Origin of the sequence: Sphingomonas sp. PP-CE-1G-424, from assembly GCF_004341085.1 — a bacterium.
Classification (GTDB): domain Bacteria; phylum Pseudomonadota; class Alphaproteobacteria; order Sphingomonadales; family Sphingomonadaceae; genus Sphingomonas.
The window spans coordinates 45,693-60,112 of sequence record NZ_SLXW01000012.1; the positions used below are offsets into that span (position 1 = coordinate 45,693).

The window sequence follows — 14,420 nt, forward strand, 5'->3', positions numbered from 1 at the left end:
CGGAGACCGCATTGGATCGACGATGTTGCTATGCATTCTCGTGCCACCGACCACTTGTGGCCGTTTGCAGTGCCTTCCCCCCTCCCCAGCTGCGAACATCCGTTCATCATCAGAAGCCCTGCAGCCCTTCCATCAGACACGAGCTTGAGCGGAAATTCGCTTGCGTAGAACCCCTTGATCCGTCGGTCTGGAGGACCCAAACCATGCCGCGCATCGACAGTCTTAGCCAAGTTCGGTCTGGACCAAGTAGGCGGAATGGGGTGAGAGCGATGGACTCTGCATCGAAGGGTTACCACATGCGACGGTCGTTCCTGCTTTACGTCTGCCTGCTCGTATCGGCCTGCAATTTCGGCCGTGATGAGCCGACGGTCATCGACGGTACTAGCGCGGAGGCGTTCGATCGAACGTTAGGCGCCGCCAAGGCCGATCTGGGACCGAAGGACCGCCTGAAGTTCGAGGCCGCCCTCTCGGAATTCAAAGCCCGAACCTTCGCCAAGGCAGATAGCCGTCAGGAGTATAACCGCCTGTTGCGCAAGGGTTTGAACGGTTTGACGGCGCCTCGCATCGTCGCGCAGTTCAACAAGGATGTTGACCGCGTCGGGGGCAAAGCCGCCGATGCCGTATTCGACGCAAAACGCGTTTTCAAAGGTAAATAGCGCTTTGCGAAGCTGACGCTGACTGTCGCGTGATTGATTTGGCGGGTCAGGTCGTGTCCGCTGGTGGTGAACGTCGGTCCCGGTCGCCACGATCGCGGCCGGAGCGCTGCCAAGGCCAGCAACCCTCGATCTCGGTCTCGAGCGAGAAGCTGAGGAAAGTGCGGATCATGACGATGCCACCGAGGAGGGCGACGCTCTGGAACGTGAGCGGTGCAGTGATCGTCGAGATGATGTCGGCGCCAACCAGCAGCTCCAGCCCGAGGAGGATGCCCCGCCCAAGGTTGGACCGGCAAGCCTGGTAGGCGGCTTGCCAATCACCACCTCGAAACCCTGATCGTATGAAAAGGACGGCCGCAAGAACGACGCCGCATATGATGATCACGACGCCGACCAGCTCGAGGAGCTTGGCGAGATGATCGACGAAGGCGTGGGCGACTTCGGTGTTCAATTGGATACTCCCGTTCCGCGACGCGGCGGCGTACAGAGCTTAGCCGACCTGGACGACGTTGAGCGTTCTAGCCGGCAGGGTGCGGATGATGTCGGCAGCCGGCACGGTCGGGTCCAGCCAGTCAGCCCACTGGCTGCGATCTAGGACCACTATCTGGCGATCATGGTACGGTGCGATGTCCGATCCGGGTGGCATCGTCAGCATCGTGAACGCCTCCCCCACCTCAGGCGTACTGCGCCAGATACCCGCGATGCAGAAGATCGGTTCATCGCGCTTGGTGAAAAGCCACTTGTCCTTGACCTTCTTCTTTGGGTCGCTGGGCTTCCTGAATTCGTAGAACCCGTCGGCGACGATCAGGCAACGGCCGCTGGTGAATTCGCGGCCATCCGAGCGGAAATTGTACACCGGCTTGCCGGTCGGACCAGGCCAGCTCCAACGTCGCGGCACCAGATCCCCGACCCCGCGACCGGCAGCGGTGCGCACGATGACACCGGGGTCGGTGATCTTGATGTCCGCACGCGCCTCGATGTTGGGAACGCCTTCGGAGAATTCGATCCTGATCTTGAGATCGGAAAAGTCCTCGGCGATCGATGCGATGTCCATTTCCAGACGGTAGTCGTTGCACACGTTCAAACACCCCTGGTTGCGCGTCCCGATCGTTCCCCTGGGTTTCAACCATGGATCGGAGGCCAACGCCCTTCAATTCGGACGTGCCGCTCGGCAATCGGCGCGCCATAATCGGGCGAAACCCCGACGATGATCAAGTGGTCGAGCTGGTCGAGGCGACCTGAGGACCCGCGCCCCAGTTTGTTGGCGGGAGTGCACGGTGCTCGAATCCGAACTGCTGGCGACGCGACCTGATCGAACCTTTCGCGCAGAAGAGATCGGCGCTGGCCGACAAGCGACGCTTGCCCTCTAGAGCTGCGGCGTCAGTCGCCGGCTACTACCGATCACTTGCCGATGTCGCGCCAGCCCTTCTCACTGACCTCGACGTCGAACTTCCTCGCAGCAGCTTCAATGCGCTTCCACGCCGCATCGCGCTCGTCATCCGTGACGTTCTTCACCTGGTTGAACCGGGCGATGGCGTTCCGAACGTGGCTGGCGTTCTCGAGCGGCTCCTTCTCCTGCTCGGGAAAGGCGAACGATCCCTTGTCCAGCTTCTTGCGGTCCTTCGTGCTCAGCTCGGCCATCACCGTCTCCATCGGGTTGCGACGGTCAACGCATGATAAGCGCCGTGGATCAAAAAGGGGGGTGTCGGGATCTCATCTACCCCGCCAACTAGTTCGGACGCCAAATTTCAGAACCTGCCGAGCACGCGACTGTTCTCTCTATGTTCGGCATATGCTAGTCGCGGTGCATGATCGTCGAACCAGCCATCCGGAAGGTGATACACGTCGACATGGACGCCTTCTTCGCGTCCGTGGAACAGCGTGACGATCCTACGCTCAGGGGCAGGCCGGTGGCCGTGGGTCACGGCGCGTCGCGCGGCGTGGTCGCCGCCGCAAGCTACGAAGCACGCAAGTTCGGAGTCCGGTCCGCCCTGCCCTCCGTCACGGCCATGAGGCGCTGCCCCGAGCTGGTCTTCGTCCCGCCCCGCTTCGAGGTCTATCGCGCCGTCTCGGCGCAGATCCATGCCATCTTCGCGGAGTTCACCGATCTGATCCAGCCGCTCTCGCTCGACGAAGCCTATCTCGACGTGACCGCCAATCGCCGCGAGCTGCCGACGGCGTGGCTCACGGCAAAGGCGATCCGCGCTCGCATCCTGGAAGAGACCGGGCTCACGGCGTCGGCCGGCATCTCATACAACAAGTTCCTGGCGAAGCTGGCATCCGATCACCGCAAGCCGAACGGTCAATTCGCAGTCACGCCCGACATGGGTGCGGCCTGGGTCGAAACGCTGCCGGTCTCGCGCTTCCACGGCGTCGGCCCGGTCACCGCGGACAAGATGAAGCGGCTTGGCATCGAGACGGGCGCCGACCTGCGCGCAAAATCGCTCGCCTTCCTTCAACAGCACTTCGGCAGCTCAGCCGAGTGGTATCACGCGATCGCACGCGCCGAGGACCACCGGTCCGTCAATCCCAACCGGGTGCGAAAGTCGTCCGGCTCGGAAACCACTTTCCGCGAGGACCTGACATCCGACTCCGACATCGAGGCCGGCGTGCTCCGGATGGCTGACGACGTCTGGTCCTGGTGCGAGAATCGGCGGGCCTTCGGGCGGACCGTAACCGTCAAGGTGAAGTACGCGGACTTCCAGCAGATCACTCGCAGCCGGAGCCGCCCGTCCGCGATCACATCGGACGCCGAGCTTCATTCGGTCAGCCTCGAGCTTGTTCGGTCGGTGCTTCCCACCACAAAGCCCATCCGGCTTGTCGGCGTGACCGTCTCCAACTTCGAGGGCGGCGCGTCTTCAAACGCACTCGAACTGTTCGACGCGTCCCCGATTGCGGTCTCAGCTCCTACCGGAACCTCCCTTTCGTAACACAGCTAGCCGGAAGCGCCGACCTGCCGCTGCATGGCGGGCGCGTGCCCGCTTGGCTCGGCGAGCACATGACCAAGCTCGGTTCGGCGATCGTCGAGCCAATCGTCATCGAATACGGGCGCGATGAGATGCTACGCCGCGTCGCACACCGCTTCCTGTTCCAGTCGTTTGGCGCCGTCATGGGATGGACTGGCAATCAGGCTACTTGCTGACGCCCGATCTTTCGATCGACGATAACAACTCCCCCGCCTCCTCCTGTTTTGTCGTAGACCCAGAGGTGGCCAGTATCCGTTCTGCCGATCGAAGGTCTTGCTCGCTAGCCCTCAGGCCTGCGTAATCGCCTGTAATTCGGGAAAGCGCCGCCTCGGTACGAGCCGTCATAACCACGTTGCCAGCCCACGCAGGATCGGAATAAGCACGAGTGAAAATCTCTGCAGCACGACGGTAGCCGTCAATCGCACGCCGGAACGTGGCGGGCTGTCCGTTCAAACCCGCAAGCGCAGCATAGCCGCCGGCCAGCCGTTGCTGCGCGGCAGCCCATTCGCCTGGGACCTCCATACGATCCGTCAGTTCGACGACACTGCCATATTGCCGGGTCGCGTCGTCCAGCATACCCCTATCATTCGTCGCGCTGCCCTGAATATTCAAGGCATCTCCGTATATGATGAGGCCAATCCGCAGCGCCTCCTTGTCCGATCCTGCTCGCAGCATTGCTAAGCCCCGCCGCATTTGGGCAAAGGCGCCTTTGATACCTGCCTGCTCGCTGTTGATCGTGCACGCGAGAACGAATGCTATTCCATGAAGCGTCAACGCCGTTCCACGCTCTGAGATGGTGCCGGCACTGCTTTGCTCGGCGATACTGGCCGCAGCGCCGCACGTGTCGAGGAGAATCTGCAACGTCGACAGTATGTTCGCCGCCCCAGTCGACGCAACGGTTTCGCTAAGGAGGCTTGTTCTGCCGGAACAGACCTCGGTAAGCGTGCGCAACCGCTGCCTTGATCCTATGGCAGTAAGCGGCAATGCCTCAGTCTCAAGAATGGCCACGGCCTTCATCACGGCCTGCATGTCCTGCTTCGCATGGCCATGCTGGACCAGGCGAAGGCCCCGTTCGTACTCGAGTTCCCAACGATAATCGTCGGCCTCCACTTTCAGCCGTCCGCTTGCCGATCGCAGCGTTTCATCCGCCGCGGCCAAGTCACCTGCCAGAAACTGCGTCAGCGCTGTCGCCTTGACGACGTCCACCCACAACCGGCCCGCGCGCCCTACTGCGGCGGTCGAGCCCGGCGTGATCTCCGCCAGTATCCTGCCGGCGGCCGAGAGGTCCCCGCTGTCGATCAACGCCGATGCCCGGGCTAGTCGTCCCGCGACGTCCTCTGGCTGGTCGTCGTTAATGCCCGAGGGACCCGATATGCCAAGGGCCGTCGTGCGCAGCGAAGCGAGTTGAACGCGCAGCTTGGCGGCGTCCAGCGCCAACTTGCGCACCGTCTCTCGCAATTCGCCGCCTCCAAGCGTAGGCATTGCTCGAATTTGACCACGTGCGATCGCTCGCAACGTTGGCTTTGGCACACCGTATTTTTGCGAAAGGCTGGCGAAATCGGCCTCTAAGGACGCGATCCGTTTCGTCGCGGCGCGGAATTCGGCCGGTGTCGCGCCAAACCGATCTGCCTGACCCGACGCAAGCTCAACGGAGGCAAGCAACCCTGCTGCCATCGTCGCGATACGGAGCGTTCTCATCACGCAGGGCATCGATCAAAGTAGATGACACGCTGAGGACTCTTCTGATCGCGAACAAGCCGCTCGACGCCGCCGCGCCTTTCATAGCTGAGTAATATGCTGGTGCCGGTATCGGGGCCATCGAAGACCTCCGCTAGCGCAGTCACGGTCCCTCCTGGCCCGGTCCGTGCAGGAGCGAGTCGAAGCACTTGGCGGAACGACGACATTCCGGGAAGGTCGTGCACTGAGTGCATGACCATAGTGTCATTCTCAATCGCAACCTCATACGTGACGGCGCATCCACGCTCGCCCCAAACACCCTTTGCCCCCGCACTGAACGTATCGCCAGGATTCGCCATCAAGCCCGACTTCACAAGCTCAGCCAGGACCGTGCCAGACGCTTCGGCTGCACGAGCCGAGTTCGCTGCCGCCGCCGCCAACTCTGGGGGCTGGTCCTTCGGATCGAGCAATTGAACTACTGCTGTCGCCGAGAGCGCCGCGAGAAGCAACTCGAACACCGCGGCACCGAGTACCTGCCATCGCAGCCACTCGCGCGGGTTGCGAGAATTCCACGGTATCACCCGGCTCTTTGCCAGGGAGCCAATTGAAATCACGACGAGAACCAGCAAACTCCCGGACGCAGCCCAGACGCCTACTCCCAAGCGTTCGAATGAATACGTGTAGCCGTACAGGATGATACCGAGCGCGATCGCGCATCCGGATAACGCAGCGGCCATGAACGGCCTACTTAGCGTTAGATCAGATGTTTGCTGTTCGCCCATTCGCTTACCCTCTCCGACGCCTGTCGACGTCGCTAACGCTGGTCATTATGATGAGTCCGGCTGCGGAATCATTGTCTGGTTGGCTAACGAAAATCGCTTGGCGTGCTGAGCAACCTACCGCTTGATCGTAAAGTTTCAGTTTGCGCCTAACCCTTCGACAGCGCCGAATTTCGCGCGTGCGCACGTTCATCGACGGACCTAGTCGTTGCTTGGCATCGGCCGAGGCAGCTACAACCCATCTAGACACTCACGCAGCCCTTGCCGGCCCCCGAAAGCAGTCGCTCATTCATGCGCGCAGATCGAGTGCTTTGCGGCATTAGGCAGGTGCTAGGAACGGTCTAAATTGGTCTTTCCTGCCGTTTGCGTGCAACATGCCGAACGGCATCTCTTGTCAGAAGCCGTCGTTTCCCGCTCGTCCGACCGGTACCACAGAACGAAGTAGACTCAGCCCAAGTCGACTGACAGGTTAGAAGCGAGCAAAGCTATCCTTCCCGTTAAGAGCGCGAGCGATATCGCGATCCCGGCAGATGATGACGCTACCGAAGTTCGCCAGCATACATGCCAACTTCCATATCCTCTTCTACCAAGAGCACCGCCTAGCGATGACAGACTCACGTGTCGTAAAGATCATTGATACCACAGGATGGGAGCGACCTCAGCATCAAGTAGGTTACCGATCCTGGTCTAAGTGGGTAGTTGTTCCATGCAGACGACCGGTAAACACTTCTATACAGCAATAACCGCCGCTTGCGCTGAAACTTAGGTATACCGGATCTTTTCCTATGCGGTTTCTGCCGCGGACGGCCCGATTTTCTCGCGCAGGCTCTGCAGAACCTCCCGCAGTCCCGCCGCGGCCGGGGACGAGATAGCGGTTCTCGCGGCCTCCAGGATCGCAAGGACGCGCGGCCATCCGGGTCGCGTAGTAGTTGCCGCCGAGCGGATCGCTGGGATTGAAAGACGCGGCGTCACGAGCTGCGCCGGACTGTCGCAGCGGTCCAGCCACGCAGTCGTGACCATTTCCGAGAAGGGAAGCCCCGTGAACTCCGCGAGCCTCTGCCTTTGAAGATAGGTGGCTGCGATCACATGGCACGCGAGCAGCTGTTCTGGGGAAAGATGCCGGCCGACGGGTGCGAGTAGTACGGCGAGCAGGTGACGATCCCAGGAGGCATTGCCACCCATGATCCGCGACGTGGCGGCCGTGCTGCTGTTCAGAAGCCCTCGCAGATCCTCAAGCGTCGCCAGGACGTCTCCAAGGCTCCCGTCGGTGGGCAGCGCGTCGATCCACAGATCAACCGGGATTTCCAAGGTCCTGCCACCGGCGACCATCGCAACGATGCGCGCTAGCAGACGGTGCTGAACGAGATCGGTCCAGGACGGGGACCCGGCGCCGGGCATGTCCTGAAACTCAACGCCGGACACATCGACGCCCTTGGCGTTCTCCGCATTGGCCTGGGTCAGCGCCCGACCCTCGCGCAGCACGTCGACAACGGCCGTTCCGACGTCAAGGGTGCGAATGGACAGACGCGTGAGCAAGTCGCCCTGCGTCGACTGGGCCATTAGGTTCGTGGACGCCCTGAGCCGGGCCGCCAGCCGCGAGGCTATCGTGGGAGGTTCGGACATGAGGAGGTCGAGGTCCGCCATCAGGAGGACGACGAGGTCTAGGGAGGCCGCGCGCTGACCATTCCATGTCAGCTCCTCCATCGCGCTCGGCGAACCGAATATATTGGGCAGCGGCATCGTGTTGTCGCCCCAGATCCCATCGCTGCTGGACTCCGCTCCAATCGTCTTGATCGCCTGCGAGCCCAACTGCCGCACTGACAGTAGCGGCTCTGGCGGCATCTGGGCGCCGTCCTCAACCATGAGGTCGATCGCCTGACCTAGCCGGTCTACCGCCTGCCGCTTACGACCCGAAAGGTGCAGCGCGATCGCAAGGTCGAACAGGAAGCCGACGCGGCGAACCAGAGGCTCCGCGGCCGACAGGTTCGCGAGCGCGTCGGCCATTCGGCTCGCAGCAAGGGGCCAGTCCTCCGCTCGACCGGCGGCCACCGAGGCCTCCCTCAGCACGTCCGACCGCCATGACAGGCCGAGCGGGAATGCCGGAAGCGCCTCGTCGTAGAGCGCGAGCGCCTCGGGAAGCTCTCGTCCGCGCCACAGCACCTTCGCCTTGGCGGTCAGAACGCGCGGGAGACGGCCGAGCCGGTCGATAAGGTCGTCAGCCGCAGTCAGTGCGGCAGCACGGTCACGGACATTCTCGTCGAGCACTCGGACAAGCAGCGGGGCGGCCGCCGACGCCAATCCGGGAACCTCCAGCTCCTCGGACATAGCGATCACCCGTCTAAGCGCGGTGGCAAGTTCACCCCATCTGGGTTCGTCGCGCTGAGCCTCGCCGAGCCAGACCCGGTCCATTGCGAGCGCGGCGCCCTCATTGTCACCGGCGTAGCCGCCCAACACGACAGCCCTGTCCGCAGGATCGAGGGACTCCATAAGGTCGAGCATCTCGTCGAGTTCGTCGACGTCGCCCACTGCCGGGATGAGCGCCATCGGCACGGCTGCCGACACGTCCGGCCACTCCTCCAGCATGTCCTTCATATCGCCGAGCCTCTCCATGGCGCGGAACGCCGCCGCCATGGCCTCGCCGACCCGGACGAACCGAAGGGACAGCCGCACACGGTCTGCCAGCGGCAGGTCCCCCGGGCGCTGCATGAGCTGCCAGAGGAACACGAGTTCGAACAGCCCCGGGCCGGGAATGAGCGATGCATCGACCGCGTCGAACTCGTGCAGCGAGCGCTCCACGACTTTAGCGATCTCCTCCTCCTTCCCGTTCTCGATGGCGATGCGTAGCTGAAGCACGCGGAACGCCGCCGTCTCGTTCGGATCCTCGAACGGCAGCGGCGCCGCGTCGGTCAGCCCCAAGTAAGGAAGCACGCTCGCCGATTCCGCCACCTGCGACCAGACCTCAGGGCCCGCCTGCATCAGGCCGGGGATGATCATAACGAGCGACGCGGCGGTCCGGCCGATCATCGCGTGGGTCGCAATGCTGAGGATGTCGGTGGCTAGAATACCACCGGGTCGCAGGAACGACGCGGCGATGCCCGCGTGCATAGCGGTCGTCCACTCCTGGCCGCGCGTCTCGCCGCCCAGATCATTCAGAAGCGGCGACGGCCGGAGATCCTCGTTGCCCGTCCTTTCGAGCCAGGGGCCGGTGAGCCGGTCGATCACGTCACCCGGCTCGGCGATCGGCGGGTCGATCCGCGCGACCGCCATGAGGCGCGCGCGGGCGACGCGACCGATTAATAGGCTGACGCGCGCCAGAAGTTCGCGATCGTCAGCCGGCAGCGTCGAGACTAGCCTCCGCGCCTCGGCACGCACGTCTCGGATCGCCGGGGGAGGCGCCATGACCTCCATAAGATCCGGTTCCGGAAATCCAGCCTCGACCAGCGCCGCCACCCGCGCGTCAACCAGCTGCGGATGGCCGCTCGTCGACAGGCTGATGATTTTGGACCAGCTAGTGGCGATCGACGTCGAGCACCCCCGCGCTACGATGTAATCGTAGACGTCCCGCTCGCTGAAGGACGGCGCCGGAACGACCCGCGACGGGTGAAGCAGCAGCTGCGCCGCAATTCTCGCGGGGAGAACGCCGGAAGACGTCACCAGCAGCGTTCCGCCAAGACCGTCCTGCACCGCGCGTAGTCGGCCGATAGGGGCCTCGATCGGTCGGTCGTCGCCGATGCTTGGAAGATCGTCGAGAACGACGTCGCGCGGCCCATCCACCTGCGGAAGGTGAACGACGAGGCGGTCGATGGTCGAAGCGGCGGCTCCGATGGGAACGCCGCGGAAATCGACCCAGACAACTGGGCGCGCGCGCCCGGTTGCAGACAACGCCAATCCAGTCTTCCCCATGCCAGTGCCGCCGTGGATCAGGACGGTGCCGCCGGACAGCTCATCGTGAATTCCATGCTCCAGCTTAGGACGTGCGTGCCGGTGCAGTGCAGCGCGCGGCGCCATACCAAAGGTCTGGGGTGCCGCCGTCACGATGGATCCGCCCGCCGGCGCCCCGGTGATCGTGCTGAGGAGCGCCAGCAGCCGGTTGTTCGGCACCGCCGTCGTGGACGCGTCGTGGACGATCCTCAGCAGATCCCCCCGGCGGAGAGTCCGGGAGCCCTTGCTGGTTCCAATGCGCCATGCCTCGGTATGAAGCGCGTCTAGAGCCCTCCCGGCGTCGGACGGGCTGATGTCCCGACTGTCCGCCAACTCTACCAGCTTGGCGAGCACGGTATCAAACAGATCGGACCATTCGGGCCATCCAGTGACCCAATCTAACGGCACAACGATCCGCTCGACGAACTCCTGGGTGCTGACACGGGCGAGCCAGTCCCGCATCTTCTCGGGCAATTCCTTCTGCGTTTCGAGGAACGCCTTGATCCCAGCCGCCTTCGTCAATGAATCGGTGTCGGTCGGAGCCTCGCGGATCTCGCTCCAGGCCTTGAGGCCCGGCTGGTCGAAGCCGAGCGGCCGCGATCTCTCCCTGCCGACGCCCGACGTCGTTAGTAACCGGAAGTGGATCGTCGCCCCCTTGTTACGCTCGAGATGCCCCCAAAGGTTGCCGATCGCCTCGAGCACGCTTTCCGAACGAAGCGTGACGTTTCCCGACCCGGCGGTGTCCTTGATCTGCTCCGTCGTGAAGACGCCGCTCTCGCCGAAGCCGTCGAGATCCTCGGCCCCCTCGATGACCAGAAGTTCGCCGTCCGCGAGGTCGATCCACGCCTCGATCGTCCGCAGGATCTGGTAGGAGTAGCCGCGCATGGAATCCACCGCGACGCGTTTCTCGTCGATCTTGAGCGGTGGGGGGGCGGGCGCGGGCATGCCGTTCTGAACTCTGGATCGCTGGCTATGTGTGGTTGATGCCCGAGGGGACGGGCAGCGGCGAGAGAGCATCATGCTCGACTAAGCCTTCCAGCACAACGTGCGCCAATGGGTCTTGAGAATGCATCGGGAACGACGCCACTGTGCACAGCGGATCGGAAAGCGACCCGAAGAGACGCGAATTGCCTCGCTATCGCTCTGTCGGCTGCGGACTGGCGCCGAGAGGACGAGGCCGTCTTATGGCAGGCGTGGTCCGAAAAGCGGAGGCTGCAGCACCCATCTCGCCACCATGCGCGTGAACACGAGCAATGGCTGACCGCGGTAATCGCATACTCACGGTTCAGACACCTCTTCATAACAGCCGGCGCGCCGCAGCTGCCGGACGATCCCGTTGAACGCCGCGGTCACACCCTGTGCCCTGCCGATCTCGTTCTCCTGCCGGGCGGCATCCCAGTAGAGCTCGAGGGGCCAGCGTTCCGGGCAGTGCGGGAGCAGGCAGCGCAGCGCCAACCGGATCTCGACGACGTCGACGCGGGCGTCCGAACAGCGCGCCAAACCGCCGCGCAGGATATGCGCCGACAGCGCTATGACAACGCGCTGATGACGGACGAGCTTGGCCATCAATGAAAGTCGTGAGATTTGAACTTCACGACGGCTTCCGGATCCATGCCGTCCGCATGGGGCGGCCAGTAAGAGTTGCGCGGGTTCGGGCTCCAGCCCTTGTCGCCGCGGTCGGGGGAGCCGGCATGTTTCGCGCCGTCACCGCGGCCGGTCCGGTGCGGGAATGACATTTCGCCGACCCGGTGCAGCAGATCTCCGTGGTCGATGATCCGGTCGCAGATGACGTGGATGACCTCGCCCTCCTTCTGCACCCTGCCCTTCATGCCGATCATCGACGCGGACATCACGGTGCGGCGTTGGCGCTCGAACCGATCGGGCCACAGGATGCCGTTGGCGATCCCAGTCTCGTCCTCGATCGTGATGAACAGCACGCCCTTTGCAGAGCCGGGTTTTTGGCGAACGAGGATGATGCCGGCGACCTCGACATGCCGTCCGTCGCGAATGGTCGCGAGATCGGCGCATTTGGTCACGCCACGCCGGGCCAGCTCATCGCGGACGAAGGTCAGGGGATGCGCGCGCAGCGAGAGCTGCAGAGCGCGGTAGTCCTCGATCACCTCACGACCGTCGGTCAGTGGGCGCAGCTCGACCTCAGGTTCGATCCCTTCCGCGCTGACGGCCTGATCCGCGCGGTCGGCTGCGGCGAACAGCGGCAGCGGTGCTTCGCCGAGCCCCCTCACCTTCCACAAGCCATGCCGACGATCGGCACCGAAATTATGAAAGGCATCGCCGTCGGCGAGCTTCTCGATCGCGGCGCGCTGGACTCCCGATCGCCGCCACACGTCTTCCACGCTCTCGAACGCGGTCAGCGCGCGCGCGCCGACGATCTTGGCGCCATCTGCGTTCGACAGGCCGCGGATCTGGCGGAGCCCTAGGCGTACGGCGAGGTACCGCCCGCCATACGGCTCGAGCGTACAGTCCCAGCGGCTTGCGTTGACGCAAGGGGGGCGAACCACGACGCCATGCTCACGCGCATCACGGACGATCTGGGCGGGCGCGTAGAAGCCCATCGGCTGCGCGTTCATCAGACTCGCGCAGAACACGTCAGGATGATGATGCTTCATCCACGACGAGGCGTAGGAGATCTTGGCGAACGAGGCCGCGTGGCTCTCGGGGAAGCCGTAAGAGCCAAAGCCCTCGAGCTGCCGGAAGGTGCGCTCGGCGAACTCACGGGGGTAGCCGCGCTCAACCATGCCCCCGATGAGCTTCTCGCTGAAGTGCGACACGCCACCTGTAAACTTGAACGTCGCCATCGCGCGGCGCAGCTGATCCGCTTCTGCCGGCGTGAACCCGGCGCCAACGATCGCGACCTTCATCGCCTGTTCCTGGAACAGCGGCACGCCGAGCGTCTTCTCCAGTACCGCGCGTAACTCCGGCCGTGGGTATTCCGGCTTTTCCAAACCCTCCCGCCTGCGCAGGTAGGGATGGACCATGTCCCCCTGGATCGGTCCCGGCCGTACGATCGCGACCTGGATGACAAGATCGTAGAAGCGCCGCGGCTTCATGCGCGGCAGCATCGACATCTGCGCGCGGCTTTCAATCTGGAAGGTGCCGAGCGTGTCAGCCTTCGAGATCATCGCATAGACGTCGGGATCGTCGTCCTGCAGATCGGCCAAGCCGACGCGCAGCCCCTTGTCCGCCTCGAGCATGTTGAAGGCACGGTTCATGCAGCCGAGCATGCCGAGACCCAGCACGTCGACCTTCATGAACTTCAGCGCATCGATATCGTCCTTGTCCCATTCGATGATCTGCCGGTCTTCCATCGCGGCGGGCTCGATCGGGACCAGATCGTCGAGACGGTCATGGGTGAGGACGAAGCCACCTGGATGCTGGCTCATATGGCGCGGTACGCCGATCAGCTTGCGGGCAAGTTCGAGCGTGAGGCGCAGGCGACGATCGCCGATGTCGAGGTTCAGCTCGTTGACCTGCTTTTCGCCGACGCCTTCGGCCGACCAGCCCCACACTTGCCCTGCCAATGACGATGTCAGGTCCTCGGGAAGGCCGAGCGCCTTGCCGACATCGCGCACGGCGCCGCGCGCCCGGTAGCGTGTAACGACCGCGGTCAACGCCGAGTGGTTGCGGCCATAGGTCTCGTAGATCCACTGGATGATCTCTTCGCGGCGCTCATGCTCGAAATCGACGTCGATATCGGGCGGCTCGCGGCGTTCGCCCGATACGAACCGTTCGAACAGCAGCTCGTGCTTGATTGGGTCGATCGAGGTGACGCCCAGCACGAAGCAGACGCACGAATTGGCGGCCGAGCCGCGACCCTGGCACAGAATACCCCGCCGGCGGGCTTCGCGGACGATCGCGTAGACGGTCAGGAAATATGGCGCATAGCCGAGCTCGCCGATCAGCCGCATCTCGTGAGCAATCTGCTCGGTATAGGCAGCTGGCACCGTACCGTTGAACATTACGTCGACGGCGTCTTCCGCCAGCTTCTGCAGCGCTTCTTGCGCGGTCAGTCCGTCGATCAGCCGCTCATGCGGGTATTGATAGGCCAGTTCGCCCAGATCGAAGGTGCACAGGCGGGCGATGTCGACGCTGGCACGCAATGCGTCGGGATACGCCTTGAACCGCCGGACCATTTCGTCGGGGGATTTGAGCGCACGGTCGGCATTGACCTCGCGGCGATAGCCGAGCTCGTCGACGGTGCATTTCTCGCGTACGGCCGTCACCACGTCCTGCAGCAACCGTGCTTCGGGCGCGTGATAGAGGACATCACCCGTCACCACCGCGCGAACGCCAGAGCCACCCGCCTGCCGTGCCAGCGCGTCGATCCGCACGGCATCGTCCGGCCGGCGCCGCTGGAACAATGCCATATATCCGCGCCGGCCATAGACCGTCTTCAGGTCGGCGAG

11 protein-coding genes are annotated in these 14,420 nt (G+C 63.5%); 3 read left to right on the forward strand and 8 right to left on the reverse strand.

All coding sequences use genetic code 11. The features are described 5' to 3' along the window. The first annotated feature begins 296 nt into the window (after positions 1 to 296). Positions 297 to 656: a hypothetical protein gene (locus C8J43_RS20375; protein WP_165899720.1), complete on the forward strand. Its 360-nt coding sequence runs from the start codon at positions 297 to 299 to the stop codon at positions 654 to 656. 46 nt (positions 657 to 702) lie between these two features. Here C8J43_RS20375 and C8J43_RS20380 read toward each other — a convergent pair whose 3' ends face one another. The 3 genes from C8J43_RS20380 to C8J43_RS20390 form a co-directional block, all read right to left on the reverse strand. Beyond that, positions 703 to 1,104: a DUF1622 domain-containing protein gene (locus tag C8J43_RS20380; RefSeq protein ID WP_133032448.1), complete on the reverse strand. Its 402-nt coding sequence runs from the start codon at positions 1,102 to 1,104 to the stop codon at positions 703 to 705. A 39-nt stretch (positions 1,105 to 1,143) separates the two neighbouring features. Next, a complete protein-coding gene (locus tag C8J43_RS20385; RefSeq protein WP_133032449.1) occupies positions 1,144 to 1,731 on the reverse strand; it encodes an SOS response-associated peptidase in 588 nt (195 codons plus the stop codon). A 323-nt stretch (positions 1,732 to 2,054) separates the two neighbouring features. Next, the gene (locus tag C8J43_RS20390; RefSeq protein WP_133032450.1) at positions 2,055 to 2,294 is read right to left on the reverse strand and encodes a DUF6582 domain-containing protein; all 240 of its coding nucleotides are present in this window, start codon (positions 2,292 to 2,294) and stop codon (positions 2,055 to 2,057) included. A 167-nt stretch (positions 2,295 to 2,461) separates the two neighbouring features. On the opposite strand from C8J43_RS20390, the gene dinB reads away from it, so the two are divergent. Both dinB and C8J43_RS20400 read left to right on the forward strand, forming a co-directional pair. Then, positions 2,462 to 3,583 carry a DNA polymerase IV gene (gene dinB, locus C8J43_RS20395; protein WP_133032451.1) on the forward strand — a complete coding sequence of 374 codons (1,122 nt, stop codon included), beginning with the start codon at positions 2,462 to 2,464 and terminating at the stop codon, positions 3,581 to 3,583. A 23-nt stretch (positions 3,584 to 3,606) separates the two neighbouring features. Next, positions 3,607 to 3,795 carry a DUF763 domain-containing protein gene (locus C8J43_RS20400; protein ID WP_133032459.1) on the forward strand — a complete coding sequence of 63 codons (189 nt, stop codon included), beginning with the start codon at positions 3,607 to 3,609 and terminating at the stop codon, positions 3,793 to 3,795. Here the strand turns inward: C8J43_RS20400 and C8J43_RS20405 are convergent. From C8J43_RS20405 to C8J43_RS20425, 5 genes are all read right to left on the reverse strand, one after another. Then, positions 3,785 to 5,317 carry a hypothetical protein gene (locus C8J43_RS20405; RefSeq protein ID WP_133032452.1) on the reverse strand — a complete coding sequence of 511 codons (1,533 nt, stop codon included), beginning with the start codon at positions 5,315 to 5,317 and terminating at the stop codon, positions 3,785 to 3,787. The two genes, C8J43_RS20400 and C8J43_RS20405, sit on opposite strands and share 11 nt — an antisense overlap. After that, the gene (locus C8J43_RS20410; protein WP_133032453.1) at positions 5,317 to 6,033 is read right to left on the reverse strand and encodes a hypothetical protein; all 717 of its coding nucleotides are present in this window, start codon (positions 6,031 to 6,033) and stop codon (positions 5,317 to 5,319) included. The genes C8J43_RS20405 and C8J43_RS20410 overlap by 1 nt, the downstream gene beginning before the upstream one ends. 825 nt (positions 6,034 to 6,858) lie before the next feature. Continuing rightward, the gene (locus C8J43_RS20415) at positions 6,859 to 10,941 is read right to left on the reverse strand and encodes a hypothetical protein (protein WP_133032454.1); all 4,083 of its coding nucleotides are present in this window, start codon (positions 10,939 to 10,941) and stop codon (positions 6,859 to 6,861) included. Positions 10,942 to 11,274: 333 nt separating this feature from the next. Then, a complete protein-coding gene (locus C8J43_RS20420; RefSeq protein ID WP_133032455.1) occupies positions 11,275 to 11,562 on the reverse strand; it encodes a hypothetical protein in 288 nt (95 codons plus the stop codon). Then, positions 11,562 to 14,420: error-prone DNA polymerase (locus C8J43_RS20425; RefSeq protein WP_133032456.1), on the reverse strand; the 2,859-nt coding region annotated here is incomplete at its 5' end. The genes C8J43_RS20425 and C8J43_RS20420, both read right to left, overlap by 1 nt.